The sequence below is a fragment of the Streptomyces sp. NPDC034111 genome (assembly GCF_055575375.1).
In genome coordinates, this window is the sequence record NZ_JBVIST010000003.1 from 540,187 (window position 1) to 563,215 (window position 23,029).

Here is a 23,029-nt window from a genome sequence, read left to right on the forward strand (position 1 = left end):
GCCTCAGCCGCGCTGGTCCGGCCGCGCCGGCGGCTCCTCGGGCAGCCGCGGCGGCGGGGTCGGCGCGCCCGGCAGGGTCAGCACCGCCTCGGTGCCACCGAGGTCCGCGGACCGCAGCCGCACCGCGCCGCCCGCCTGCTCCGCCGTCCGCGCCACGATCGACAGGCCCAGCCCGCTGCCCGGCAGGCTGCGGGCGGACGGCGAGCGCCAGAACCGCTCGAAGACATGCGGCAGTTCGTCCTGCGGAATGCCGGGCCCGTGATCGCGTACGGTCAGCTCGCCGCCCGCCAGCCGGACCTCGACGATGCCGCCGGCCGGGCTGAACTTCACCGCGTTGTCCAGCAGATTGACCACCGCCCGCTCCATCCCGGCCGGCTCGGCCCGTACGTACCAGGGGGCGATATCGGCGGCGAAGGTCAGCGAAGGACCGCGCAGCCGGGCCCGCTCCAGCGCCGAGCCGACGATCTCGTGCAGCGCCACGACCTCGACGGCACCGTGCCCGGGCTCCGGCACCCGCGACAGCTCCTGGAGATCGCCGATCAGCGCCGCCAGCTCCCCCATCTGCGCCTTCACCGACACCAGCAGCGCCTCCTTGTCGGCCGCCGGGATCGGGCGGCCGGACTGCTCGCTGCGCACCAGCAGATCGATATTGGTCCGCAGCGAGGTCAGCGGCGTCCGCAGCTCATGACCGGCGTCCGCGATCAGCTGCTGCTGGAGATCGCGGGAGGCCGCCAGCGCCGCGGTCATCGCGTTGAAGGAACGCGACAGCCGGGCGATCTCGTCCTCACCGTCCGCCGGGATCCGGATGGTCAGGTCCTGGGTGCGGGCGACATGCTCGACGGCATCGGTGAGGCGGTCGACGGGCTTGAGGCCGGCCCGGGCCACCCACCCGCCGGCGGTCGCCGCGCCCAGCACCCCGACCCCGGCGACGATCAGCAGCACCAGCGCGAGCTGGTTGAGCGGGTCGGTGACCTGCTTCATGGGCACCGCCACCGAGATCGCCAGCCGATTGCCCCCGGAGTCGGTGAGCGGACCGCCGTACGGCTTGGTCCACACCCGCATCTCGGCCCCGTCCTGGGCCCTGGTGGTGTGCACCGTGCTGTCCACCCGCCCCTGGGCCACCGCCGCGTCCATCCGCTGCGCGGGGATCGGGGACTTCTCCGGCGAGGTGCAGACATAGCCGCCCGCCGACACCAGCTGGATGGTGTACGGCGTGGGCTGGAAGTGCACCCCGTCCGGGTTGACGCAGTACGCGCTGAGCGCCTGGACGTAGCTGGTGGGCACCTCGACGCTGCTGAGCTGCGCATCGAGCTGTTCGGTCAGCCGGTCGCGGGTGATCAGCCAGCAGGCGGCGGCCGAGAGGGCCACCGCGAAGGCCACCGCCACCGCGGTGAGCATCGCCAGCCGCGAGCGCAGCGGCAGCTGCCGGAACCGGGTCATGGGGCCGGGTCGACGTGCGCTCATTCCGCCCCGCCGTCCGCCCGCAGCACATAGCCGACCCCGCGCACCGTGTGCACCAGCCGCGGCTCGCCGCCCGCCTCGGTCTTGCGGCGCAGATACATCACATACACATCGAGCGAGTTGGAGGTGGGCTCGAAGTCGAAGCCCCAGACCGCCTTCAGGATCTGCTCACGGGTGAGGACCTGCCGCGGATGCGCGAGGAACATCTCCAGCAGGGTGAACTCGGTCCGGGTCAGCTCGACCCGCCGGCCGCCCCGGGTCACCTCGCGGGTCGACAGGTCCATCCGCAGATCGGCGAAGCTCAGCGTCTCGCCCTCGGCGGGCTGCGCCCCGGCCGCCGCGTACGAACTGCGGCGCAGCAGCGCCCGGATCCGGGCCAGCAGCTCGTCCAGCTCGAAGGGCTTGACGAGGTAGTCGTCGGCGCCGGCGTCCAGCCCGGTGACGCGGTCGCCGACGGTGTCCCGGGCGGTCAGCATCAGGATCGGTACGGTCACCCCGCTCGCCCGCAGCCGGCGGGCGGCGGTCAGCCCGTCCATGCGGGGCATCAGCACGTCCAGCACGATCAGTTCGGGATCATGGGCCGCGACCTTCTCGACCGCGTCCAGCCCGTCGACCGCCTGCTCGGTGCGGTACCCCTCGAAGGCGAGCGAGCGTTGCAGCGCCTCACGGACCGCGGGCTCGTCGTCGACGATCAGGATGCGGGCGGGCTGATCACCGTGCTCGGCGGGGCTCATGTGCGTGGTTACCTCGGTGCGGATACGGAACGGTCGGCTGCTCTTCAGCCTTGCACGGCGGCGGGGGCGCGGGGAATCAGACGCCGCGGTTGCCGCCGCCGCTCCCGCCGCCGCGCAGCGCGTCGAGGTCGGCCTTGACGGTGTTGATCGGGATGGCGAAGCCCAGGCCGACGCTGCCGGCCGTGCTGCTGGTCGCCGAACTCGGTGAGTACATCGCGGAGTTGATGCCGATGATCTGGCCCTGCATATTGATCAGCGCGCCGCCGGAGTTGCCGGGGTTGAGCGAGGCGTCGGTCTGAAGGGCCTTGTACGAGGTCTTGGACGCGCCGGTGTCGCCGTTGTACTCGTTGCCGCCGAACTCGAACGGCCAGCCGCCGTCGCCCTGGCCGCGCTGCTGCCGTCCGCCGTCCTCCTTGGGCACGGTGACGTCCCGGTTGAGGGCGGAGATGATGCCGCTGGTCACCGAGCCGGTCAGGCCCTCGGGTGAGCCGATCGCGACGACCTGGTCGCCGACCGCGAGCTTGTCGGAGTCGCCGAGCGAGGCCGCGGTCAGGCCCTTGGCGCCGCGGATCTTGACCAGTGCCAGGTCCTTGTCGGGGTCGGTGCCGACGACCCTGGCGGTCTTCCTGCTGCCGTCGCTGAAGGTGACGGTCACGGTGTCCGCCCCGGCCACCACATGGTTGTTGGTGATGATCTCGCCGCCGCTGGTGATCACGACGCCGGAGCCGGTGGACTCCCCGCCCGCCGTCCGCGCCTTGATCTCCACGATCGCCGGGCTGACCGCCTTGGCCACCCCCGAGACCCCGCTGCCGCTGTTCTTCCCCGCGTTCACCAGCGGCGTGGAGACGGTGTTCTGGCCGTTCTGCGTGGTCGCCCCGGCGATCAGCGCCGCGCTGCCGCCCCCGATGAGACCGGAGGCCAGCGCCACCGCCGCGAGCAGCGCGATCGGCCGCCGTGCCCGGCGCCCTGCCCCGGGCGGCTCTGTGGGCCCGGCGGGGCCCGGCGCGTACGGGGGCGGCGGCGGAACCGCCTGCCCGCCGCCGTGCTCGCCGTACTCGGTGCCGTACGCATACGGCCGGTCCTGTGGCATCTCATCGCCGCTTCGGCGGTAGCTCTCGGTCATGCTGAAGACAATGCGACCGGTCCATGAGAACCGTCTGAGAACGCCCTGAGAGACCCGACAGAAGTGGGTATGCCCGGTATAAAGACCGCTCGCGCGGGCTCGTCAGCCGTCGCAGCCGCACGAGCGCCGGACGACCAGCCGCGACGGGAACTGCCGCAGCCGCTCCCGCCGGGAGCCGACGATCCGCAGCCCGTCGTCCAGCACCAGATCGACCGCGGCCCGCGCCATCGCCTCGCGGTCCGAGGCCACGGTGGTCAACGGCGGATCGGTGAGCGCGGCCTCCTTCACATCGTCGAAGCCCGCAACCGCCAGCTCACCGGGCACATCGATCCGCAGCTCACGGGCGGCCCGCAGCACACCGATCGCCTGGTCGTCGGTCGCGCACATGATGGCCGGCGGCCGCTCCGGCCCGGCCAGCAGCTTCAGCGCCACCTGATAGGCGTCATAGCGGTTGTACGGCGCCTCGAAGTAGCGGCCGTCCGGCGACTTCCCGGACTCCAGCATGGCCCGGCGCCAGCCCTCGACGTGGTCGGTGACCGGGTCGCCGGACTTCGGGGTCTCCTCCGTACCGCCGAGGAAGGCGACGTACGGGTGGCCGTGCTCCAGCAGATGCCGGGTCGCCAGCTGCGCGCCCCACACATCGTCCGTCATCACCGCGACATCGTCGATGGCGTCCGGCCGCCGGTGCAGCAGCACCACGCGCGCATCCCACGCATCGATCTCGGCGGCGGCGTGCTCACTGGGGCCCTGGCTGATCAGGATCAGCCCGGAGACCCGCATCCCGAGGAACGCACGCAGATAGTGCACCTCGCGCTCGTCGAGGTAGTTGGCGTTGCCGACCAGCACCATCTTGCCGCGCTCGGCGGCGGCCTGCTCGACCGCGTGCGCCATCTCCGCGAAGAACGGCTGCCGGGTGTCCGGCACGATCAGGCCTATGAGGTCGGTACGGCGGGACGCCATCGCCTGAGCGACGCGGTCCGGCCGGTAGCCGAGCTCCTTGATGGCGGCGAGCACCCGCTCGCGCGTGGCCGGGGCAACCGGCCGTGGTCCGTTGTTGATGACGTAACTGACAACGGCGGTGGAAGTCCCCGCCAGTCTCGCCACATCATCCCGCGTCACCTTGGCCACGCGCGGCAGTCTACGCGGGTGGTGCTACCGGCGGGCAGGCCGTGCGCCGGCGGAGTCGGAAGCCGCGGCGACCGCCCTCCCGGAGCCGTCACCGTCCCCGGCCCCCGGCCCCTCGACCGGCTCGCCGTTGTGGGCGGACTTCGCCGCCTTCCCGGCGTCGTCCTTCCCCTTGCTCTCCGCCTTCTCCGGCGTCACGAAGCGGTAGCCGACGTTACGGACCGTGCCGATCAGCGACTCGTGCTCGGGGCCGAGCTTGGCGCGCAGCCGCCGGACGTGCACATCGACCGTCCGCGTACCGCCGAAGTAGTCATAGCCCCAGACCTCCTGGAGGAGCTGGGCGCGGGTGAAGACCCGACCCGGGTGCTGCGCCAGGTACTTCAGCAGCTCGAACTCCTTGAAGGTCAGGTCCAGGACCCGCCCCTTGAGCTTGGCGCTGTATGTCGCCTCGTCCACCGAGAGATCGCCGTTGCGGATCTCCATGGGGCTGTCGTCGGTGGTGATCTGCTGGCGGCCCATCGCCAGCCGCAGCCGCGCCTCGACCTCGGCGGGCCCGGCGGTGTCCAGCATGACGTCGTCGACGCCCCAGTCGGCGGTGACGGCGGCCAGCCCGCCCTCGGTGACCACCAGGACCAGCGGACAGCCGGGCCCGGTGGAGCGCAGCAGCTGGCACAGCGAGCGGACATGCGGAAGATCACGGCGGCCGTCGATCAGTATGACGTCGGCCCCGGGGGTGTCGATGAGAGCCGGGCCCTCCGCGGGGGCCACCCGCACGCTGTGCAGCAGCAGGCCGAGCGCCGGCAGCACCTCCGTCGAGGGCTGGAGTGCATTGGTCAGCAGCAGGAGCGAACTCACCTCCGACCACCTGCCCGGTTTCCGGAGCGTTCGAACCTGTTCTGCTCTTGGTCCTGCCTGCTTCGCTCGCCCATGACGTCTGGTTCCTCCTCGGTCCCTGCGACGGGGGCACCACCCGGCTTGGCCGGGGGAGTCTGCGGCTCTGCTTCGTACGGTCCTCGCAGCCACGAAAAGGTGGCTGAAAGCACAAAAGGACCCGGGGGCAACGCTGCCCGGATCCTTCTTGCTCAGCAGGATAGCTCACCTGCCCTCCGGACCGGAGGACGATTTTGCGCGTTCTTGTGTTCCCTCGGTCACGGTGCGCTGCGCTTGGGCGGCCTTCCCACGTTTTCGGCTGTCCCGCCGTGTGGGTTTGTCGCCGTTGCTCCCCCACTGCCTGAAGGGCGTGGGAGGTACCCCCACGCGGCGGGCGGTGCCGCTGCGCGGGGCTGTCGGGTGCGGTGACGGTCCTCCGGGGCAGGGTGTCCGGACTGCTTCGCTTTACGTCCGGACACCCTGCCCCTCCGGCCCGTCCCCTCCCGTTGAGGGGAGGAAAAAGACCGTGGGGGTGCCCGTAAGTGGGCCGGTGCACGCTATGGGGACCCAGTAACCGGCCACCGGACCCTCAACGCCCGCCCCCACCGGCCTCTTCCCACCCACCACGGGAGGGGCCGCGCCGCAGGACGAAGTCAGGAGGAGCGGCACCGCACCCGACAAACCCACGCCCGCCGCCAGGCGCAACGGCGAACAACCACCACGGCGCCGCAGCCGACAACGTGGGATGCCCCGCCAAGGGCGCAACGGCGAGACACCACCACGGCGGGACGGCCAAAAGCGTGGGAGGTCAAGCCACCGGCTCGGCGAATTGGGCCGCGTAGAGCCGCGCGTACGCCCCGCCCGCCGCCAGGAGCGCCTCGTGGGTGCCCTGCTCGACGAGGGAGCCGTTCTCCATGACGAGGATGGTGTCGGCGTCTCGGATCGTGGAGAGGCGGTGGGCGATGACGAAGCTGGTGCGGCCGGTGCGGAGCTGGGCCATGGCGTGCTGGATGAGGACCTCGGTGCGGGTGTCGACCGAGCTGGTGGCCTCGTCCAGGACGAGGATGGCGGGCTCGGCCAGGAAGGCGCGGGCGATGGTGATCAGCTGCTTCTCGCCCACCGAGACATTGGCGCCCTCCTCGTCGATGACGGTGTCGTAGCCGTCGGGGAGGGTGCGGACGAAGCGGTCCACGTGGGTGGCCTTCGCGGCCGCGACGATCTTGTCCATGGAGGTGCCGGCCGGGGCGCCGTAGGCGATGTTCTCCGCGATCGTGCCGCCGAAGAGCCAGGTGTCCTGGAGGACCATGCCGATGTTGGCGCGCAGCTCCTCGCGGGCCATCGCGGCGATGTCGGTGCCGTCGAGGGTGATCCGGCCGCCGTTGACCTCGTAGAACCGCATCAGCAGGTTGACCAGGGTGGTCTTGCCGGCGCCGGTGGGGCCGACGATGGCGACGGTCTGGCCGGGGTGGACGGCCAGGGACAGGTTCTCGATGAGCGGCTTGTCGTCGGTGTAGGAGAAGGAGACGTCCTCGAACGCGACATGGCCGCGGACCTGTCCGGGGCGGGCCGGCGCTTCCGCGTCGGGGGCCTGCTCCGTGGCGTCGAGGAGTTCGAAGACCCGCTCGGCGGAGGCGACGCCGGACTGGACGAGGTTGGCCATCGAGGCGACCTGGGTCAGCGGCTGGCTGAACTGGCGGGAGTACTGGATGAAGGCCTGGACGTCACCGATGGAGAGGGCTCCGGAGGCGACCCGCAGACCGCCGACGACGGCTACCAGGACGTAGTTGAGGTTGCCGATGAACATCATCGCGGGCTGGATGATCCCGGAGATGAACTGGGCCTTGAAGCCGGCGGCGTAGAGGGCGTCGTTCTGCTCGCGGAAGAGCTCGGCGGACTCCTTCTGGCGGCCGAAGACCTTGACCAGGCTGTGGCCGGTGTACATCTCCTCGATGTGCGCGTTGAGCCTGCCGGTGGTCTTCCACTGCTGGACGAACTGCGGCTGCGCGCGCTTGCCGACCTTGGTGGCGACGACGACCGAGACCGGGACCGTGATCAGGGCGACCAGCGCCAGCAGCGGGGAGATCCAGAACATCATGACGAGCACGCCGACGATGGTCAGCAGCGAGGCGACGATCTGGCTGAGGGTCTGCTGAAGCGTCTGCTGGATGTTGTCGATGTCGTTGGTGGCCCGGGAGAGGACCTCGCCGCGCTGCTGCTTGTCGAAGTAGCTCAGCGGCAGCCGGGCCAGCTTCTCCTCGACCTGTTCGCGCATCCGGAAGACGGTGCGCTGGACGACGCGGGTGGCGATCCGGGCCTGGACGAAGCCGAAGAGGGACGCGCCGGCGTAGATCAGGGCGGCCCACAGCAGGACCGTGCCGACCGCGCCGAAGTCGATGCCCTGGCCGGGGACGACCGGCATCGCGTCGAGCATGTCGGCCAGCCCGCCCTGGCCGTGGGCGCGCAGCTGGGCCGCGGCCTGGGCCTTGGTCACTCCGTCGGGCAGCCGGCGGCCGATGATGCCGGACATGATCAGGTCGGTGGCGTGGCCGAGCACCTTGGGGCCGATGACGGTGAGGGTCACGCTGAGCACGCCCAGCAGCAGCGCCACCGCCATGCCGGCGCGCTCGGGGCGCATCTGGGCCAGCAGCCGTCTGCCGGAGCCCTTGAAGTCCATGGACTTCTCGGTGGGCTGGCCGCCCATGAACCGGGCGGGGCCGACCGCCGGGGCCGGGCCTCGGCCGGGGGCCTGCCCAGGGGTAGTCCCGGTGGCTGCCGGGGTCCCGGCGCGCGCGGCCGTCCCCTTGTCCGCGGTGGTCACGCCGCCTCCTGCTCGGTGAGCTGGGAGAGCACGATCTCCCGGTAGGTCTCGTTGTCGGCCATCAGTGCGCTGTGGGTGCCGGAGCCCACGACCCGGCCCTCGTCCAGGACGACGATCCGGTCGGCGCCGCGGATGGTGGAGACCCGCTGGGCGACGATCACGACCGTGGCGCGGTCCGTCTCGCGGGCGAGCGCGGTGCGCAGGGCGGCGTCGGTGGCGTAGTCCAGGGCCGAGAAGGAGTCGTCGAAGAGGTAGATGCCGGGCTTGCGGACCAGTGCCCGGGCGATGGCCAGGCGCTGGCGCTGGCCGCCGGAGACATTGGTGCCGCCCTGGGCGATGGGGGCGTCCAGACCGCCGTCCATCCGCTCGACGAACTCCCGGGCCTGGGCGGTCTCCAGGGCGTGCCAGAGCTCGTCGTCGGTGGCGTCCGGATTGCCGTAACGGAGGTTGGTGGCCACCGTCCCGGAGAAGAGGTACGGCTTCTGCGGGACCAGGCCGATGGCCCGGGCCAGCGTCTCCTGGTCGAGGGTGCGTACGTCCTCGCCGTCCACCAGGACCTGGCCGCCGGTCGCGTCGAAGAGCCGGGGCACCAGCCCGAGCAGGGTGGACTTGCCGCTGCCGGTGGAGCCGATGACGGCGGTGGTCTCGCCAGGGCGGGCGGTCAGCGAGATGTCCTTGAGGACCGGCTGTTCGGCGCCCGGGAAGCGGAACTCGACGTTGCGCAGCTCCAGTTCGCCGCGGCGGCGCAGCTCGGTGACGGGGTTCTCGGGCGGGACGACGCTGGAGTCCGTCGTCAGCACCTCCTGGATGCGCTCGGCGCAGACCTCGGCGCGCGGCAGCATCATCACCATGAACGTCGCCATCATGATCGACATCAGGATGTACATCAGGTAGCTGAGGAACGCGGTCAGCGCGCCGATCTCCATCCCGCCGCTGTCGATGCGCAGCCCGCCGAACCAGACCACGGCCACGCTGGAGAGGTTCACGATCAGCATGACCAGCGGGAACATCATCGACATCAGCCGGCCGGCGCGTACCGACACGTCGTACAGCTCGGTGTTGGCCCCGGCGAACCGCTCCCGCTCATGGGTGTCCCTGACGAAGGCGCGGATGACGCGGATACCGGAGATCTGTTCGCGCAGCACGCGGTTGACGGTGTCGACGCGCTCCTGCATCCCGCGGAAGAGCGGGCGCATCCGGCGCACGATCAGTGAGACGAGGATCCCGAGGACCGGGACGATGACCAGCAGGAGGCCCGACAGCGGTACGTCCTGGTTGAGCGCCATGAGGATGCCGCCGACGCACATGATCGGCGCGGAGACCATCATCGTGAACGTCATCAGCACCAGCATCTGGACCTGCTGGACGTCATTGGTGGTGCGGGTGATCAGGGAGGGCGCGCCGAATGCGCCGACCTCCCGGGCGGAGAAGGACTGCACCCGGTCGAAGACCGCGGCGCGGATGTCCCGGCCGAGCGCCATGGCCGTACGGGCGCCGAAGTAGACGGCTCCGATGGCGCAGACGATCTGGAGCAGCGTGACGGCGATCATGAAACCGCCGAGGCCGAGGATGTAGCCGGTGTCCCCCTTGACGACGCCGTTGTCGATGATGTCGGCGTTGAGGGTGGGCAGATAGAGGGTGGCCAGGGTCTGGATCAGCTGGAGCAGCACGATCAGGGATATGGAGCGCTTGTGGGGCCGCAGATGCGCCCGCGCGAGTCGGACCAGCACCCCATGAGCGTAGGTGAACGCTTGCCTTCGGCAATCGAATTTCCCCGGTTCGCCCAGGACGGACCGGACCCTTTGCCAGACCTTGCCCGGAACCGGATCGGCCGCCGCGTGCGCCATCATGGAGGCGGCAACGACGGAGTGCCCGCCACCACGGGCAGCCCCGACCGACCGACACGACGAAGAGGCCGCCGTGACAACAACTGGCACCGTGCGCTACTGGGCCGCGGCCAAAGCCGCCGCCGGCACGGCAGAGGAGCCGTATACGGCGGCGACGCTCGCCGAGGCACTGGACGCGGCACGCGCGGCACATGCCGCCAACCCCGAGTTCGCACGCGTTCTGCTGCGCTGCTCGTTCCTGGTGGACGGCGATCCGGTGGGCACCCGCGACCATGCGGCGGTGCCGCTGGCCGAGGGTGGCACCGTCGAGGTACTGCCGCCGTTCGCGGGAGGGTGAGCAGCCGATCATGAGCGACCACCAGCACTACGGCCACCGTCCGCACCAGCAGCCGCACCAGCCGCACGATCCCTATGCGCAGCAGGATCCCGCCTACGGGCAGCAGGCGTCTCACGGCCGGCACGCCGGGCAGCCGTCGTACGAACCGCAGACGGGCCATGGCGACCCGTACGGGCAGCAGGCGTACGACCCCTATGCGCAGCAGCGGCAGCCGCACCCGCCACAGCAGCCGCAGCAGCCGCGTCAGGACCCTTACGGGCGCGACCAGTACGGGCGCGACCAGTACGGGTACGACGCGTACGGCCAGCACCAGCAGCCGCAGCAGCCCCAACAGCCGCAGCACCAGCACCAGCACCAGCACCAGCCGCCGCAGCATGCGCAGCCCCAGTACCCACAGCCGCAGCAGCCCCCGCACTACCGCCATCTGCCGCCCCAGCCCGCCCAGCACCAGGGCGCGCTGCCGGCCGAGGAGCCGTACGCCCGCCGGCAGCCGCAGTCCCGGCCGGCGCCCGCCGCGGCCGCACCCGCCGCCGCGGCGCCCGCCGCCCCGTCGCTCCCCACCCGGCCGATGGCACCCAACCAGCGGGCCCGCGCCGAGGGCCGTTCGCCGATCATCCCGCCCGGCATCCAGCCGGCCGCGCTGACCGCCGGGCTCGCCCTGCTGCTGGCGCTGACCGCGCCGCTGGCCCGCCCGGTGCTCGCCGTACCGGTGGCGCTGCTCCAGGCGGTCACCGCCGCCGGCTGGTTCCGGCTCAACGGCATGTGGCCGGCCCGCCAGGGCATCGCGCTGGCGTTCCTGGCCGGACTGGCCACCGATGCCGCGCTGCTGGCCACCGACCGCGCGAGCGCGCCCCTGGTGGGCCTGGGCACGCTCGGGGTGTGGTGCCTGCTCGTGCTCATCCTCCAGCTGCGCAACCGCAGCAGCGCGGACGAGCGGATGTACGCGCTGACCGCCGGGCTGACCTCGACCGCGCTGACGGTGCTCGCCGCCGGACAGCTCGCGGCGAGCCCGCACGCCGTGGTGGTCGGCGCCGCCGCGGTCGCGGTGGCCACCCTCGCCCGGGCGCTGCCGCTGCCCTCCCTCGTCTCGATCGGCGTCTGCCTGGTGGCCGCCGCCGGGGCGGGCATCGGGGCCGGCCAGCTGACCGGCCTGGGGGCGTCCGGTGCGCTGCTCGGCCTGGCGGCCGGCGGCTGCGCCCTGACCGGCCTGCGGGTGGCCAGCTACGACTACCCGTCCCGCTTCGTGCACATGACGGCCGGGGTGGCCCTCCCGCTGGCCCTGGCCGCGCCCGCGGTGTACGTCCTGGGGCGGGCGCTGGGTTAACGGGCATACGGACCGCCGCGGCGGCCGTCGGGGAGCGCCGGGTGCGCTCCCGGGCGGCCGCCGCTCCCGTTGGGCCGAAGGCGTCCTCTAGGGTCTGTCCCGGAAGCGCAGGCCGGGGGCCTGCACGGATGAGCAGGCCGGGATCCGGCCCAGTGTGGGGGAAGTGGTTCGATGCGTGCACTTCGGGTGCTGTTGATCATCCTCGTCATATGCGGCGGACTGTTCGTGGCCGCCGACCGGGTGGCGGTGAATCTCGTGGAGGACCAGGCGGCGGACAAGATCCGCAGCAGTCAGGGGCTCGACAAGGCCCCGGAGGTCTCCATCAAGGGCTTCCCCTTCCTGACCCAGGTGGCGGGCCGCAGTCTGGAGGAGGTGGACGCCGAGCTCGGGGGCATCGAGGCCCGGGCCGAGGGGCGCACCCTGCGCATCGACCGGCTGTCGGCGCAGTTCCACGACGTCGGGCTGACCAGCGACTACATGTCCATAGAGAGCGCCGCCTCGGCCACCGGCAAGGCCCGGATCAGCTACGCGGACCTGACCAAGGCGGCCGGCGGCGGCGTCAAGATCACTTACGGCGGGCAGAAGAACGGCCGCAGCCAGGTCAAGATCTCTCCGAACGTCCCGGTGCTCAGCTCGCTGGACGTGACCGGCTCGCTCACCATCGTGGGCGGCAACACCGTCCGGCTGCGCGCCGACGGCCTCCCCGGGATGTGCCGGGCGCTGCCGGGCTGTGAGTCCCGGGTGCGCGCACAGACCGACCACGACTGGAAGCTGGACCAGCTGCCCGGCAATCTGAAGCTGGAGAAGGTGACGACCCTGGCGGACGGCATCTCGGTCTCCGCGTCCGGCAAGGACGTCAAGCTCCCCGGCTGACCGGGCGCCCACGGCGGGCCGCCCCACCGGCCCGCCGTCCACTTTCTGAGACAGCCCGGTCCGTACGCCAGACCCCCCACCTGCGCGGCCGCCCCCGGGCCCGGCCCCCGACGGCTGCACGGCGCTCCCTATCCCGTAATACGGACAATCACGTCTCGCTATTTGACACGCCGGTGACATGCCCGGCTTCGCGTCCCTACGATCGGTGCCATGCAGAGCGCATTGAGCCGTCTCCGTCCACGGGGACTGGCGGTACTGACGAAGCGGCGGGCAGTCGACCTGTGCCGCGTCGCCGCCATGCTCTGTCGCCCTGCCTGACGGGTCTTCGCACCCCGTCCTCACCGGCCGGCCCCGCAGGCCTGCCTCCGCGTGTCCCGCACCGCGCCAGCCCGCCCCGTACGAATGTGATGGTCCGTCCGGAAACGGTCCGGCGCGCACCCGGCGTACCCGCGTGCCACTCCGCAACCGCCCCCGCAACTGCCCCGGAGGAGAAGAACATGAGCCGTAGCGACGTCCTCGTAGACGCCGACTGGGTCGAGGCCCACCTCGATGACCCGAAGGTCGTGATCGTCGAGGTCGACGAGGACACCTCGGCCTACGACAAGAACCACATCAAGAACGCGGTCCGCATCGACTGGAAGAAGGACCTCCAGGACCCGGTGCGCCGCGACTTCGTCGACCAGGCGGGCTTCGAGGCGCTGCTCTCGGCCAAGGGCATCGCCAACGACGACACCGTCGTCCTCTACGGCGGCAACAACAACTGGTTCGCCTCCTACGCCTACTGGTACTTCAAGCTCTACGGCCACGACAGCGTCAAGCTGCTCGACGGCGGCCGTAAGAAGTGGGAGCTGGACTCCCGCGACCTGGTCGACGGCTCCGAGGTCCCCAACCGCCCGGCCACCGCCTACAAGGCCAAGGCCCAGGACACCTCGATCCGCGCCTTCCGTGACGACGTCGTCGCCGCGATCGGCAGCCTCAACCTCGTCGACGTGCGCTCCCCCGACGAGTTCAGCGGCAAGCTGCTCGCCCCGGCGCACCTGCCGCAGGAGCAGTCGCAGCGCCCCGGCCACGTGCCCAGCGCCCGCAACATCCCGTGGTCGAAGAACGCCAACGACGACGGCACCTTCAAGTCGGACGAGGAGCTCAAGGCCCTCTACGAGCAGGAGTCGGTCGACCTGGCGAAGGACACCATCGCCTACTGCCGCATCGGTGAGCGCTCCGCGCTGACCTGGTTCGTGCTGCACGAGCTGCTCGACCAGTCCAACGTCAAGAACTACGACGGCTCCTGGACCGAGTACGGCTCCCTGGTCGGCGTCCCGATCGAGCTCGGCGCCAACAAGTAACCCCGAAGCTTCTCCCCCGAACCCCTCAAGGAAGTACCGCTATGTGTGGAGCACAGGCCGGCGGCCCGGACGCCTCGACCATCAAGCCCGGTGAGACCACGATCCAGGGCAGCGTGACCCGCGACGGCGAGCCCGTCACCGGTTACGTCCGACTCCTGGACAGCACCGGAGAGTTCACCGCCGAGGTTCCCACCTCCGCGACCGGACAGTTCCGCTTCTACGCGGCCGAGGGCACCTGGACCGTGCGTGCGCTCGTCCCGGGCGGCACCGCGGACCGCACCGTCGTCGCCGAGAAGGGCGGTCTGGCGGAGGTCGCCATCGCCGTCTGACGACGGTTCCAGTACGTACCTTCCGTACGGCCGGAGGGCCGCACCCCAGAGGTTTGGACGCCTTGAGCAGGGGTGCGGCCCTCTTGCGCTGCCCCGTGCGCGGCCGGCTTCTTTCCCGTCCGCCGCGGACTTACCGTGGAGTTATGTACGCGCACCACCGGTCGCCCGCAGAGCGCCGTCATCGCCGGTACTTCCTGCTGATGGGCGTGTGCCTGGTGCTGTTCGTGCTCGCCTGGGGCGTGGTGCGGCTGTGGTCGGTACCGGCCGCGGTGGCCATGTGCCTGGTCGCCATGGTCATCCCGCCGGTCGCGGCGGTCATCGGCAACCGGCGGGAGCCCGGCGAGCGCTGGTGGGACGAGTCCGGCGACCCCGAGTCGGACCGCTGGTGGCGCGAGCTGGACGACCGCGGCGACGACAAGCACCCGCGGTAGCCCGCCCGTAACGGCCCGCGGCCGCTCAGTACACCAGCGCCTGGACGTCGTCCGGCATGATCTCGCTGACGAACACCTGGGCGCCGGCGATGCCCGCCCCCTCGATCAGGTCCTTCTGCTCGATGTCACGCCGGGCCGCGCACTGGGTGCAGACCGTGATCGCCCCGCCGCCCGCGCGGATCCCGTCGATCAGCTCCGGCAGCGGAGCGGCGTGCGGCAGCTCGAACTCGGCCGCCCGGCCCGGCAGCGCGAACCACACCGACTCCCCGGTCAGCCACAGCGAAACTTCCACCCCGCTGGCCACCGCCACCGCCGCCACCGTGAACGCCTGCGAGCACCGCTCGGGCGCATCGGCGCCCGCCGTCACCTTGATCACGAGCTTATTCGCCATGAGGCAAGAGTAGGGCCGGGGCCGGGAGGACGGACCTCACAGCGCCGCGGTCCGCCCCGCCGACTAGACTCGCAGGCGGTCCGTTACACCCTCACTCCGTCCAAGGAGCGCGCTCGTGCTTGAGGCATTCTTCACCACCCTGCTGGTTCTGGTCGCCGTCGGCGTGATCGCGTTCGCCGGGCTGACCTGGAAGAAGCTGTACCAGGGCCAGCGCTGACCTCCCCCGGAACATCCCCTCTCTACAGATCGCCTGAGCTGTCATGATCGAGATTCCGTCCGACCTGAACCCGGCCCTGGTGCCGCTCGCCTTCCTCCTCGGCAACTGGGAGGGCGCCGGCGTCGCCGACTTCCCGGGCACCGAGAAGTGCAACTTCGGGCAGGAAGTCAGCTTCACCCACGACGGCCGTGACTTCCTCGAATACACCTCGCACAGCTGGGTGCTCGACAGCGAGGGCAAGAAGGTCCGCCCGCTGGAGACCGAGAGCGGCTACTGGCGCATCGACGCGGACCGCAAGGTCGAGATCGTGATGATCCGCGACCAGGGCGTGGTGGAGGTCTGGTACGGCGAACTGGCCGACCAGAAGCCGCAGATCGACCTGGCCACCGACGCCATCGCGCGCACCGCCGCCTCCGGCCCGTACAGCGGCGGCAAGCGGCTCTACGGCTACGTCAACAGCGACCTGATGTGGGTCGGCGAGAAGTCCACCCCGGACGTACCGTTGCGCCCGTACATGTCGGCGCACCTGAAGAAGGTCGCCGACCTGAAGGAGTGGGCCGAGAGCCTGCCCGACGACATGCCCGACGGAGTGGCCTTCTTCAACCCGGACGGGACTCCGTACCAGGGCTGAGCTGCCCTCCAGCGTGACGCGCCCCGCGGGGGAAGTCCGGTGAGAGTCCGGCGCTGACCCGCAACGGTAAGCGGAAGCATCCTTTCCGTAAGCCCGATCGCCCGCGGCGGCGTCCGATCCTGACAACTCGCCGTGGACTGCGAGGGGACGCCGCGCGGCCGCGCGCTCCGGGCCGCCGCTCCGTTCCTCCCCAAGCTCTCAAGGAGCAGGGGGGACCCCCACGCCCGCGGCCCGAGCCGAAGGCGTACGTCCCTTGGCACGCCCCGCCCGCACCACCCCGCTGGTCGCCGCGCTCTGCGCCGCCCTCCTCGGCTCCCTGATCTGCGGCGTCGGCCTCGGCGCCGCCGGGGTGAGCTGGGCACAGGTGGTGCGCTACCTCGGCGCCGGACTCACCGGCGGCACCCTCACCCCCGACGAGGTCGCCGCCTACACCATCGTGTGGGAGCTGCGCTTCCCGCGGGCCGTGCTCGCCGCGGTCGTCGGTGCCGGGCTGGCCGCCATCGGCGTCGCCGTACAGGCCCTGGTCCGCAACGCCCTCGCCGACCCCTTCGTCCTCGGCATCTCCTCCGGCGCGGCCGTCGGCGCCAACGCCGTCCTGCTCTTCGGGGCGCTCGGCGCGCTCGGCGTCTGGGCGCTGTCGGCCGCCGCGTTCGGCTCGGCGCTGCTCGCCATGGCCCTGGTCTACGCGGCCGCCCGCACCGCCCACGGCCTCACCCCGCTGCGCCTGGTCCTGACCGGCACCGCCATGTACTACGGCTTCTCCGCCGTCACCACCCTCATGGTGTTCACCGCCGACCGCGGCGAGGCCGCCCGCTCGGCGATGATGTGGCTGCTCGGCAGCCTCAGCGGGGCCGGCTGGGAGTCGCTGCCGATCGCCGCGGCCGCGGTGGCCGCCGCACTGGTCCATCTGCTGCTGTCCGCGGGCCGGCTGAACGCACTGGCCATGGGCGACGAGACCGCGGCCACGCTCGGTGTGGACGCCGGACGGCTGCGCCGCGAGCTGTTCGTGGTCGCGGCCGCGGTCACCGGGGCGGTGGTCGCGGTCAGCGGGGCGATCGGCTTCGTCGGACTGATGGTGCCGCACCTCACCCGGATGCTGGTCGGCGCCGACCACCGCCGGGTGCTGGCCGTCGCCCCGCTGCTCGGCGCGGTGCTGCTGGTGTGGGTGGATCTGCTCTCACGGGTGCTGCTGGCCCCCGTCGAACTGCCCGTCGGGGTGCTCACCGCGGTGATCGGTGTGCCCTGTTTCGTGCTGCTGATGCGGCGGCGCGGCTACACCTTCGGAGGCGGCGCCTGATGCGGCTCGACATCGAGGGCCTGTCCGTGGAGGTGGCCGGCCGCCGCCTCGTCCACGACATCGCGCTACGGGCCGGCAGCGGGCGGCTCGTCGGCCTGGTCGGCCCCAACGGCAGCGGCAAGTCGACCCTGCTGCGCTGCGTCTACCGCGCACTGCGCCCGGCCGCCGGCAGGGTACGGCTGGACGGCACGGATCTGCACGCCATGGACGCGCGGGAGGGCGCCCGGCTGCTGGCCGCGCTGCCCCAAGAGGGCGGTACGGAGTTCGACTTCACCGTGGACGAGATCGTCGCGATGGGGCGGCTGCCGCATCAGCGCGGGTCGGGCCGGCCGAGCGCCGCCGACACCGCGGTGTGCGAGCGGGCGCTGGCCCGGGTCGGCGCCGGACATCTGGCCGGGCGCGGCTTCCTCAGCCTGTCCGGCGGCGAGAAACAGCGGGTACTGATCGCCCGGGCCCTGGCCCAGGAACCGGCGGTGCTGGTGCTCGACGAGCCGACCAACCACCTCGACATCGCCCAGCAGTTGGCGGTGCTGGCCCTCGTACGGGACAGCCGGCTGACCGTGCTGACCGCGCTGCACGACCTCAACCTGGCCGCCGTGCACTGCGATGAGCTCCATGTCCTCGCCGGCGGCCGGATCGTCGCCTCCGGGCCGCCGTACGACGTGCTGACGCCCGAGCTGCTGGCCGAGGTCTTCGGCGTACGGGCGCACCGGGTACGGCACCCCGAATCCGGCGCCCTCCAGCTGCTGTTCGCCCCCCTCACCGACACCCCCTAAGGACCCGTCATGCCCCGCCGCCCCGCAGCGCTGCTCACCGTCCTCGCCCTCGCCCTCCCGCTGGCCGTCACCGGGTGCGGCGCCAGGATCGCCGACGACGGCGCGCACGGCGGGGCGGCCGCCCGGAAAGGCGCCGGACGCTACCCCGTCACCGTCGAGAACTGCGGGGTGCGCACGACGTACGACAAGGCGCCCCGCCGCGTGGTCACCAATGACGTCGGCATCACCGAGATCATGTTCGCGCTGGGCCTGGAGGACCGGATGGCGGGCTATGCCATGCCCGACGACAAGGGGGATCTCGGCGCCGTCCCCTGGAAGGCCGCCTACGACAAGGTGCCCCGGCTCTCCAAGAAGGCCCTCACCAGGGAAATGGCGCTCGATGCCAGGGCCGATCTGGTCTTCGCCGGCTGGAACTACGGCTTCGGCGAGGACAGCGGCCTCACCCCCGCCGCCCTCAAGAAGCTCGGCATCGGTGCTTACGTCCTCACCGAGTCCTGCCGCCACGGCCGCGACTCCGGCAGCCGCGGTGTGATGCCGCCCCTCGAGGCGCTGTACACGGATCTGACGACGCTCGGGAAGATCTTCGGCGTCGAGGACCGCGCCGCCGCCCTGGTGAAGAAGTACCGCGCCCAGGTCGCCGAGGCCGCCGCCAAGGCCCCCGCACCCGGCCGCCGCCCGTCCGTCTTCCTCTACGACGACGGCCGCGACAAGCCGCTGACCGCGGGGCGGTACGCCGGTCCGCACGACATCATCACCAGGGCGGGCGGGGTCAACGTCATGCGGGACCTCAAGGACTCCTGGACGACCGTCGGCTGGGAGACCGTGGTCGCCCGCAACCCCGACGTCATCGTGATCAACAACTACGGCGATACCTCCGCGGCACAGAAGAAGGCCTTCCTGACCTCCTATCCGCCGCTCGCGCACGTCTCCGCGGTCAAGCACCGCCGGATCTACGTCATGGACTACGCCGAGCTCGTCGAAAGCCCCCGCAATCCGGCCGCCGTCAGCGCCCTGGCCCGCTATCTGCGCGGCCTGAAGACGGCCGGCTGAGACCGCGGCGCCTACGCACCCGCCGCCCGCCCTCCTACACTGGCGGTGTGGTGACCACCGACTGGCAGAGCGACCTCCGCAGGCGCGGATACCGCCTGACCCCCCAGCGTCAGCTCGTGCTGGAGGCCGTGGACAGGCTGGAGCACGCCACCCCGGACGACATCCTCACCGAGGTGCGCAAGACGGCGGGCGGGGTGAACATCTCCACCGTCTACCGCACCCTGGAACTCCTCGAGGAGCTCGGCCTGGTCAGCCATGCCCACCTCGGGCACGGGGCGCCCACGTACCACCTCGCCGACCGTCACCACCACATCCATCTGGTGTGCCGGGACTGTACGGACATCATCGAGGCGGACCTGTCGGTCGCGGAGCCGTTCACCGCGACGCTGCGCGAGCAGTTCGACTTCGAGACGGACATGAAGCACTTCGCGATCTTCGGGCGCTGTGCGTCCTGCCGCGCCAAGGCCGCCCAGGGTGACGGCTGAGGCAGCAGCGCCCGGGTCGTAGGCTGGGCCCATGCCGCGACACTCACACACCAGTCCCCTGCTGTCGCTGCCCGGCGCCGTCCCCGCCGAGGCTCCCGACGAAGGCGTCGCCGCGCACTACGGTGACCTCTTCCGGGAGCAGCGGGCCCTTGCCGACGGCGCCGGCTTCGTGGACCTCTCCCACCGCGGGGTGGTCACCGTCTCCGGCCCCGAACGGCTGAGCTGGCTGCACCTGCTGCTCACCCAGCACGTCAGCGAACTCCCGCCCGGCCAGGCCACCGAGGCGCTGATCCTCTCCGCGCACGGCCACATCGAGCACGCCCTCTACCTCGTCGACGACGGCGAGACGACCTGGATGCACACCGAGCCGGGCAGCCAGGAGGCGCTGATCGCCTACCTGGAGAGCATGAAGTTCTTCTACCGGGTCGACGTCGCCGACCGCACCGACGAGATCGCCGTGGTGCATCTGCCGGCCGGCTCGATCACCGAGACACCCGCGGACACCGTCGTACGCGAGACCGCGCACGGCCGCGATCTGTTCCTGGCGCGCGAGGGCCTGGAGGCCTTCGCCGCGGCCCACGGGCCGGCGATCGGCGTGCTGGCACTGGAGGCGCTGCGGGTCGAGGCCCACCGCCCGCGGCTGGGCCTGGAGACCGACCACCGCACCATCCCGCACGAACTGGGCTGGCTCGGCAGCGCCGTACACCTCCAGAAGGGCTGCTACCGCGGCCAGGAGACCGTCGCGCGGGTGCACAACCTGGGGAAGCCGCCGCGCCGGCTGGTCTTTCTGCACCTGGACGGCAGCGAGGTGCACCTGCCGCCGCACGGCACCCCCGTACGCCTCGCCGCGGACGGCGAGGAGGGCCGCCAGCTCGGCTTCATCACCACCTCGGCCCGGCACCACGAGCTCGGCCCGATCGCGCTGGCACTGGTCAAGCGGAACGTGCCGGTGGACGCCGAGCTGATGGCGGGCGGGACTGCGGCGGCGCAGGAAGTGGTCGTCGAGCCGTAGCGGGACACCGGCCACGGCCGCGGCCGCCCGGTGAAGTCCGGTGCCGGTGGAGGCCGGTCGCCTCGTGGCGCCCTACACCTCCACCAGCACCGTGAACGGCCCGTCGTTGGTCAGCGACACCTTCATCTGGGCGCCGAAGCGGCCGGTCTCCACATGGGCGCCCAGTGCCCGCAGCTGGGCGACGACCTCGTCGACCAGCGGTTCGGCCACCGGTCCGGGGGCCGCGGCGTTCCAGGTGGGGCGGCGGCCCTTACGGGCGTCACCGTAGAGAGTGAACTGGCTGATCACCAGCAGCGGCGCAGAGGTGTCCGAGCAGGACTTCTCACCCTGAAGAATCCGCACCGACCACAGCTTGCGGGCGAGCTGCGCGGCCTTCTCGGGAGTGTCGTCGTGGGTGACCCCCACCAGCACGCACAGCCCCTCGCCCACGATCTCCCCGACCGTTTCGCCCGCCACCTCGACGCGGGCGCCGTCAACTCTCTGCACCACAGCTCGCATACCCGCCATCATGCCGGGCGGCCGGACGGCTTCGGACAGCCGTACCCCTACGGGGGCCGTTCGGGTGCCATGGCCCTGCATAAGGACCGCCCAGAGTGGCACGATGCGTGCACGTGGTGCGTTTCACGGACAACATGCCCTGGACGCGTCACCGGACGAGGGGACGGAACCATTCATGAGCACTGTGGGCGCCGGACAGACACCCGGTCCCGTACCAACCGCCCGTACGACACCGGCCGGACGGACCCCGGCCGCTGCCGCGTCCGACACCGGGTCTGCCACACCCACCCCTCCGACACCACCGTCCGCGTCCACGACGCGCACCACCGCCGCCACCACCGCCCCACCCACCACTACGACCACAGCAGCGGCTCCCCCGGAGCCCACCGCCACCGAGGACGGCCCCATGCTCCAGGCAGGCCAGGCGCAGCACCCCCGCCCCCCGCAGCAGCGCGACCACTGCCGCCCGGCCGTCACCCCCGATCTCTCCGGGCTGGGGCTGCCCGAGCTGCGGGTGGTACGGCGTGACTCCCAGCAGGAGGAGGCCGATCTGAGCTACCTGCGGCGGCTGCTTCAGGGCCGTATCGACATCCTGCGGGCCGAGATCGCCCGCCGCAGCGCCCAGCACTCACCGCTGCTCGACCGGCTGCCGGAGATCCTGACGGACCTGCCGTCGCGGCACCGCTCCTCCGCGCGGCATGTGACCCTCGGCACCCCGCACAGCGAGGAGTACCGCAGGCTCGCCGAGGAAATGCTCGGTGAGGTGGAGCTGTCCGACCTCACCGCGCGCACGGACCAGGAGCTGCACGACGCGATGGGCCGGCTGATCCGCTACGAACGGCAGGTGTCGCGGCGGCGCCAGTCGCTACAGCGCACCACCGACGATTGCAGTGCGGAAATCGCCCGCAGGTACCGTGAAGGCGAAGCGCAAGTAGACGACCTGCTGTCCTGACCAGGCCACAAACCTCCGGGGCAGGGTCGAACTCCCCACCCCCGGAAGGCTGCCGATGACCTCGTCCTCGCCCACCCCGATAGCCGAGCCGGCCGCGCAGTCCGCGCCCGTCCCGGTCTCCCCCGTCCTCGCCGAGGTCGTGCGCTCCGGCTTCGTCGAGGGCCGGCACCGCGGCTCGCTGGTGGTGCTCGCGGCCGACGGCAGCGTGGAGTGGGCGCTGGGCGACGTGACCGCCCCGGTCTTCCCCCGGTCGACGAACAAGCCGATGCAGGCCGCGGCGGTCCTGCGGGCGGGCCTGGACCTCTCCGGCGAGCGGCTGGCGCTGGCCGCCGCCAGCCACTCCGGTGAGGCCTTCCACCTCGATCTCGTACGGACCATGCTCGCCGAGCACGGCCTGACCGCCGACGCGCTCCAGACGCCGCCCGACCTGCCGCTGGACCCGCAGGAGGCGGAGAGCTACCTCGCCTCGGGCCAGGTCCGCGACCGCCTTGCCATGAACTGCTCGGGCAAGCACACCGCGATGCTGGCCGCCGCGGCGCTGAACGGCTGGCCACTGGCCACCTACCTCGACCAGGACCACCCGCTCCAGCAGCTGGTGGCCGAGGGCGTGCGCACCGCGAGCGGCGAGGACGTCAGGCACGTCGGCACGGACGGCTGTGGCGCACCGCTGCTCGCGCTCTCCCTGACCGGCCTGGCCCGCGCCTTCCGGCACTTCGTCATGGCGGAGCCCGGCACCCCCGAGCGGCGGGTCGCCGATGCCATGCGCGCCCACCCGGAGTACGTCGCCGGCACCCGCCGCCCCGACACCTGGCTGATGCAGGCGCTGCCCGGCACCCTGTCGAAGATGGGCGCCGAGGCCGTGCAGGCTCTGGCCCTGCCCGACGGCCGCGCCCTCGCCTTCAAGATCGACGACGGTGCCATCCGCACCCTCGGCCCCATCCTCGCCCGCGTACTGCGCCGGATGGCCATCGACGACCCCGTCCTGGCGCGCCTGGAGGACGCTCCGCTGCTGGGTGGGGGCGTGCGGGTGGGGGAGATCCGGGCGGCGTTCTGAGCGGTGGGCGGTCGTACGGGCCGGGCGGAGTCCGGGCGGGGCGCGGGGGCG

24 protein-coding genes are annotated in these 23,029 nt (G+C 71.8%); 15 read left to right on the forward strand and 9 right to left on the reverse strand.

The window, feature by feature from the left end; all coding sequences use genetic code 11:
- Positions 1–3: 3 nt before the first annotated feature.
- From ACZ55A_RS11795 to ACZ55A_RS11825, 7 genes are all read right to left on the reverse strand, one after another.
- Positions 4–1,464 (reverse strand): HAMP domain-containing sensor histidine kinase, encoded by a 1,461-nt coding sequence (locus ACZ55A_RS11795; RefSeq protein ID WP_468837733.1) that lies wholly within the window; start codon positions 1,462–1,464, stop codon positions 4–6.
- Positions 1,461–2,195 (reverse strand): response regulator transcription factor, encoded by a 735-nt coding sequence (locus tag ACZ55A_RS11800; protein ID WP_468837736.1) that lies wholly within the window; start codon positions 2,193–2,195, stop codon positions 1,461–1,463. Before ACZ55A_RS11800 ends, ACZ55A_RS11795 begins: the two co-directional genes overlap by 4 nt.
- A gap of 76 nt (positions 2,196–2,271) precedes the next feature.
- Positions 2,272–3,318 carry a S1C family serine protease gene (locus tag ACZ55A_RS11805; protein ID WP_468837739.1) on the reverse strand — a complete coding sequence of 349 codons (1,047 nt, stop codon included), beginning with the start codon at positions 3,316–3,318 and terminating at the stop codon, positions 2,272–2,274.
- Positions 3,319–3,420: 102 nt separating this feature from the next.
- Positions 3,421–4,446 carry a LacI family DNA-binding transcriptional regulator gene (locus ACZ55A_RS11810; RefSeq protein WP_468837741.1) on the reverse strand — a complete coding sequence of 342 codons (1,026 nt, stop codon included), beginning with the start codon at positions 4,444–4,446 and terminating at the stop codon, positions 3,421–3,423.
- Positions 4,447–4,470: 24 nt separating this feature from the next.
- Positions 4,471–5,298 carry a response regulator transcription factor gene (locus tag ACZ55A_RS11815; protein ID WP_468837743.1) on the reverse strand — a complete coding sequence of 276 codons (828 nt, stop codon included), beginning with the start codon at positions 5,296–5,298 and terminating at the stop codon, positions 4,471–4,473.
- An 823-nt stretch (positions 5,299–6,121) separates the two neighbouring features.
- Complete coding sequence (locus ACZ55A_RS11820) at positions 6,122–8,014, reverse strand: ABC transporter ATP-binding protein (RefSeq protein ID WP_468837982.1); 1,893 nt, start codon at positions 8,012–8,014, stop codon at positions 6,122–6,124.
- Positions 8,015–8,127: 113 nt separating this feature from the next.
- Positions 8,128–9,861, reverse strand: coding sequence for an ABC transporter ATP-binding protein (locus ACZ55A_RS11825; protein WP_468837745.1), 1,734 nt, complete (start codon positions 9,859–9,861; stop codon positions 8,128–8,130).
- Positions 9,862–10,069: 208 nt separating this feature from the next.
- Between ACZ55A_RS11825 and ACZ55A_RS11830 the strand changes: the two genes are divergently transcribed.
- The 7 genes from ACZ55A_RS11830 (at position 10,070) to ACZ55A_RS11860 (ending at position 14,615) form a co-directional block, all read left to right on the forward strand.
- Positions 10,070–10,315, forward strand: coding sequence for a MoaD/ThiS family protein (locus ACZ55A_RS11830; RefSeq protein ID WP_468837984.1), 246 nt, complete (start codon positions 10,070–10,072; stop codon positions 10,313–10,315).
- A 10-nt stretch (positions 10,316–10,325) separates the two neighbouring features.
- A complete protein-coding gene (locus ACZ55A_RS11835) occupies positions 10,326–11,639 on the forward strand; it encodes a hypothetical protein (RefSeq protein ID WP_468837748.1) in 1,314 nt (437 codons plus the stop codon).
- Positions 11,640–11,810: 171 nt separating this feature from the next.
- Positions 11,811–12,512 (forward strand): LmeA family phospholipid-binding protein, encoded by a 702-nt coding sequence (locus ACZ55A_RS11840; RefSeq protein WP_468837751.1) that lies wholly within the window; start codon positions 11,811–11,813, stop codon positions 12,510–12,512.
- Between the two features lie 210 nt (positions 12,513–12,722).
- The gene (locus ACZ55A_RS11845; RefSeq protein ID WP_425356955.1) at positions 12,723–12,830 is read left to right on the forward strand and encodes a putative leader peptide; all 108 of its coding nucleotides are present in this window, start codon (positions 12,723–12,725) and stop codon (positions 12,828–12,830) included.
- A 179-nt stretch (positions 12,831–13,009) separates the two neighbouring features.
- Positions 13,010–13,855: a sulfurtransferase gene (locus ACZ55A_RS11850; protein ID WP_468837754.1), complete on the forward strand. Its 846-nt coding sequence runs from the start codon at positions 13,010–13,012 to the stop codon at positions 13,853–13,855.
- A 41-nt stretch (positions 13,856–13,896) separates the two neighbouring features.
- Positions 13,897–14,184 carry a DUF1416 domain-containing protein gene (locus tag ACZ55A_RS11855; RefSeq protein WP_468837757.1) on the forward strand — a complete coding sequence of 96 codons (288 nt, stop codon included), beginning with the start codon at positions 13,897–13,899 and terminating at the stop codon, positions 14,182–14,184.
- Positions 14,185–14,327: 143 nt separating this feature from the next.
- Entirely contained in the window at positions 14,328–14,615 is a 288-nt protein-coding gene (locus ACZ55A_RS11860) for a DUF3099 domain-containing protein (RefSeq protein WP_468837760.1), read from the forward strand.
- Positions 14,616–14,640: 25 nt separating this feature from the next.
- Here the strand turns inward: ACZ55A_RS11860 and ACZ55A_RS11865 are convergent, their stop codons facing one another.
- A complete protein-coding gene (locus ACZ55A_RS11865; protein ID WP_468837762.1) occupies positions 14,641–15,006 on the reverse strand; it encodes a DsrE family protein in 366 nt (121 codons plus the stop codon).
- A 260-nt stretch (positions 15,007–15,266) separates the two neighbouring features.
- On the opposite strand from ACZ55A_RS11865, the gene ACZ55A_RS11870 reads away from it, so the two are divergent.
- The 6 genes from ACZ55A_RS11870 (at position 15,267) to ygfZ (ending at position 20,474) form a co-directional block, all read left to right on the forward strand.
- Complete coding sequence (locus ACZ55A_RS11870) at positions 15,267–15,854, forward strand: heme-binding beta-barrel domain-containing protein (RefSeq protein WP_468837765.1); 588 nt, start codon at positions 15,267–15,269, stop codon at positions 15,852–15,854.
- Positions 15,855–16,107: 253 nt separating this feature from the next.
- Positions 16,108–17,151, forward strand: a complete 1,044-nt coding sequence (locus tag ACZ55A_RS11875; protein WP_468837768.1) for a FecCD family ABC transporter permease — start codon at positions 16,108–16,110, stop codon at positions 17,149–17,151.
- Positions 17,151–17,927 (forward strand): ABC transporter ATP-binding protein, encoded by a 777-nt coding sequence (locus ACZ55A_RS11880; RefSeq protein ID WP_468837771.1) that lies wholly within the window; start codon positions 17,151–17,153, stop codon positions 17,925–17,927. The genes ACZ55A_RS11875 and ACZ55A_RS11880 overlap by 1 nt, the downstream gene beginning before the upstream one ends.
- Before the next feature lie 9 nt (positions 17,928–17,936).
- The gene (locus ACZ55A_RS11885) at positions 17,937–18,977 is read left to right on the forward strand and encodes an ABC transporter substrate-binding protein (RefSeq protein WP_468837774.1); all 1,041 of its coding nucleotides are present in this window, start codon (positions 17,937–17,939) and stop codon (positions 18,975–18,977) included.
- Positions 18,978–19,024: 47 nt separating this feature from the next.
- Positions 19,025–19,462, forward strand: coding sequence for a Fur family transcriptional regulator (locus tag ACZ55A_RS11890; protein WP_468837776.1), 438 nt, complete (start codon positions 19,025–19,027; stop codon positions 19,460–19,462).
- Between the two features lie 31 nt (positions 19,463–19,493).
- Positions 19,494–20,474, forward strand: coding sequence for a CAF17-like 4Fe-4S cluster assembly/insertion protein YgfZ (gene ygfZ, locus ACZ55A_RS11895; protein WP_468837779.1), 981 nt, complete (start codon positions 19,494–19,496; stop codon positions 20,472–20,474).
- A 72-nt stretch (positions 20,475–20,546) separates the two neighbouring features.
- On the opposite strand, the gene dtd is transcribed toward ygfZ, so the two are convergent.
- Complete coding sequence (dtd, locus tag ACZ55A_RS11900) at positions 20,547–20,972, reverse strand: D-aminoacyl-tRNA deacylase (protein ID WP_033266304.1); 426 nt, start codon at positions 20,970–20,972, stop codon at positions 20,547–20,549.
- Positions 20,973–21,147: 175 nt separating this feature from the next.
- Here dtd and ACZ55A_RS11905 point away from each other — a divergent pair, with 175 nt between their 5' ends.
- Both ACZ55A_RS11905 and ACZ55A_RS11910 read left to right on the forward strand, forming a co-directional pair.
- Positions 21,148–21,924 carry an RsiG family protein gene (locus tag ACZ55A_RS11905; protein ID WP_468837783.1) on the forward strand — a complete coding sequence of 259 codons (777 nt, stop codon included), beginning with the start codon at positions 21,148–21,150 and terminating at the stop codon, positions 21,922–21,924.
- A gap of 55 nt (positions 21,925–21,979) precedes the next feature.
- Positions 21,980–22,978 (forward strand): asparaginase, encoded by a 999-nt coding sequence (locus ACZ55A_RS11910; RefSeq protein ID WP_468837785.1) that lies wholly within the window; start codon positions 21,980–21,982, stop codon positions 22,976–22,978.
- The last annotated feature ends 51 nt before the right edge of the window (positions 22,979–23,029 follow it).

What these genes read in the sequence shown, in the direction of transcription:
- ACZ55A_RS11795 (WP_468837733.1), bottom strand. Translation starts at nt 1,464, where the DNA reads ATGAGCGCACGTCGACCCGGCCCCATGACCCGGTTCCGGCAGCTGCCG.
- ACZ55A_RS11800 (WP_468837736.1), bottom strand. Translation starts at nt 2,195, where the DNA reads ATGAGCCCCGCCGAGCACGGTGATCAGCCCGCCCGCATCCTGATCGTC.
- ACZ55A_RS11805 (WP_468837739.1), bottom strand. Translation starts at nt 3,318, where the DNA reads ATGACCGAGAGCTACCGCCGAAGCGGCGATGAGATGCCACAGGACCGG.
- ACZ55A_RS11820 (WP_468837982.1), bottom strand. Translation starts at nt 8,014, where the DNA reads ATGGGCGGCCAGCCCACCGAGAAGTCCATGGACTTCAAGGGCTCCGGC.
- ACZ55A_RS11835 (WP_468837748.1), top strand. Translation starts at nt 10,326, where the DNA reads ATGAGCGACCACCAGCACTACGGCCACCGTCCGCACCAGCAGCCGCAC.
- ACZ55A_RS11840 (WP_468837751.1), top strand. Translation starts at nt 11,811, where the DNA reads ATGCGTGCACTTCGGGTGCTGTTGATCATCCTCGTCATATGCGGCGGA.
- ACZ55A_RS11845 (WP_425356955.1), top strand. Translation starts at nt 12,723, where the DNA reads ATGCAGAGCGCATTGAGCCGTCTCCGTCCACGGGGACTGGCGGTACTG.
- ACZ55A_RS11850 (WP_468837754.1), top strand. Translation starts at nt 13,010, where the DNA reads ATGAGCCGTAGCGACGTCCTCGTAGACGCCGACTGGGTCGAGGCCCAC.
- ACZ55A_RS11855 (WP_468837757.1), top strand. Translation starts at nt 13,897, where the DNA reads ATGTGTGGAGCACAGGCCGGCGGCCCGGACGCCTCGACCATCAAGCCC.
- ACZ55A_RS11860 (WP_468837760.1), top strand. Translation starts at nt 14,328, where the DNA reads ATGTACGCGCACCACCGGTCGCCCGCAGAGCGCCGTCATCGCCGGTAC.
- ACZ55A_RS11865 (WP_468837762.1), bottom strand. Translation starts at nt 15,006, where the DNA reads ATGGCGAATAAGCTCGTGATCAAGGTGACGGCGGGCGCCGATGCGCCC.
- ACZ55A_RS11870 (WP_468837765.1), top strand. Translation starts at nt 15,267, where the DNA reads ATGATCGAGATTCCGTCCGACCTGAACCCGGCCCTGGTGCCGCTCGCC.
- ACZ55A_RS11880 (WP_468837771.1), top strand. Translation starts at nt 17,151, where the DNA reads ATGCGGCTCGACATCGAGGGCCTGTCCGTGGAGGTGGCCGGCCGCCGC.
- ACZ55A_RS11885 (WP_468837774.1), top strand. Translation starts at nt 17,937, where the DNA reads ATGCCCCGCCGCCCCGCAGCGCTGCTCACCGTCCTCGCCCTCGCCCTC.
- ygfZ (WP_468837779.1), top strand. Translation starts at nt 19,494, where the DNA reads ATGCCGCGACACTCACACACCAGTCCCCTGCTGTCGCTGCCCGGCGCC.
- dtd (WP_033266304.1), bottom strand. Translation starts at nt 20,972, where the DNA reads ATGCGAGCTGTGGTGCAGAGAGTTGACGGCGCCCGCGTCGAGGTGGCG.
- ACZ55A_RS11905 (WP_468837783.1), top strand. Translation starts at nt 21,148, where the DNA reads ATGAGCACTGTGGGCGCCGGACAGACACCCGGTCCCGTACCAACCGCC.
- ACZ55A_RS11910 (WP_468837785.1), top strand. Translation starts at nt 21,980, where the DNA reads ATGACCTCGTCCTCGCCCACCCCGATAGCCGAGCCGGCCGCGCAGTCC.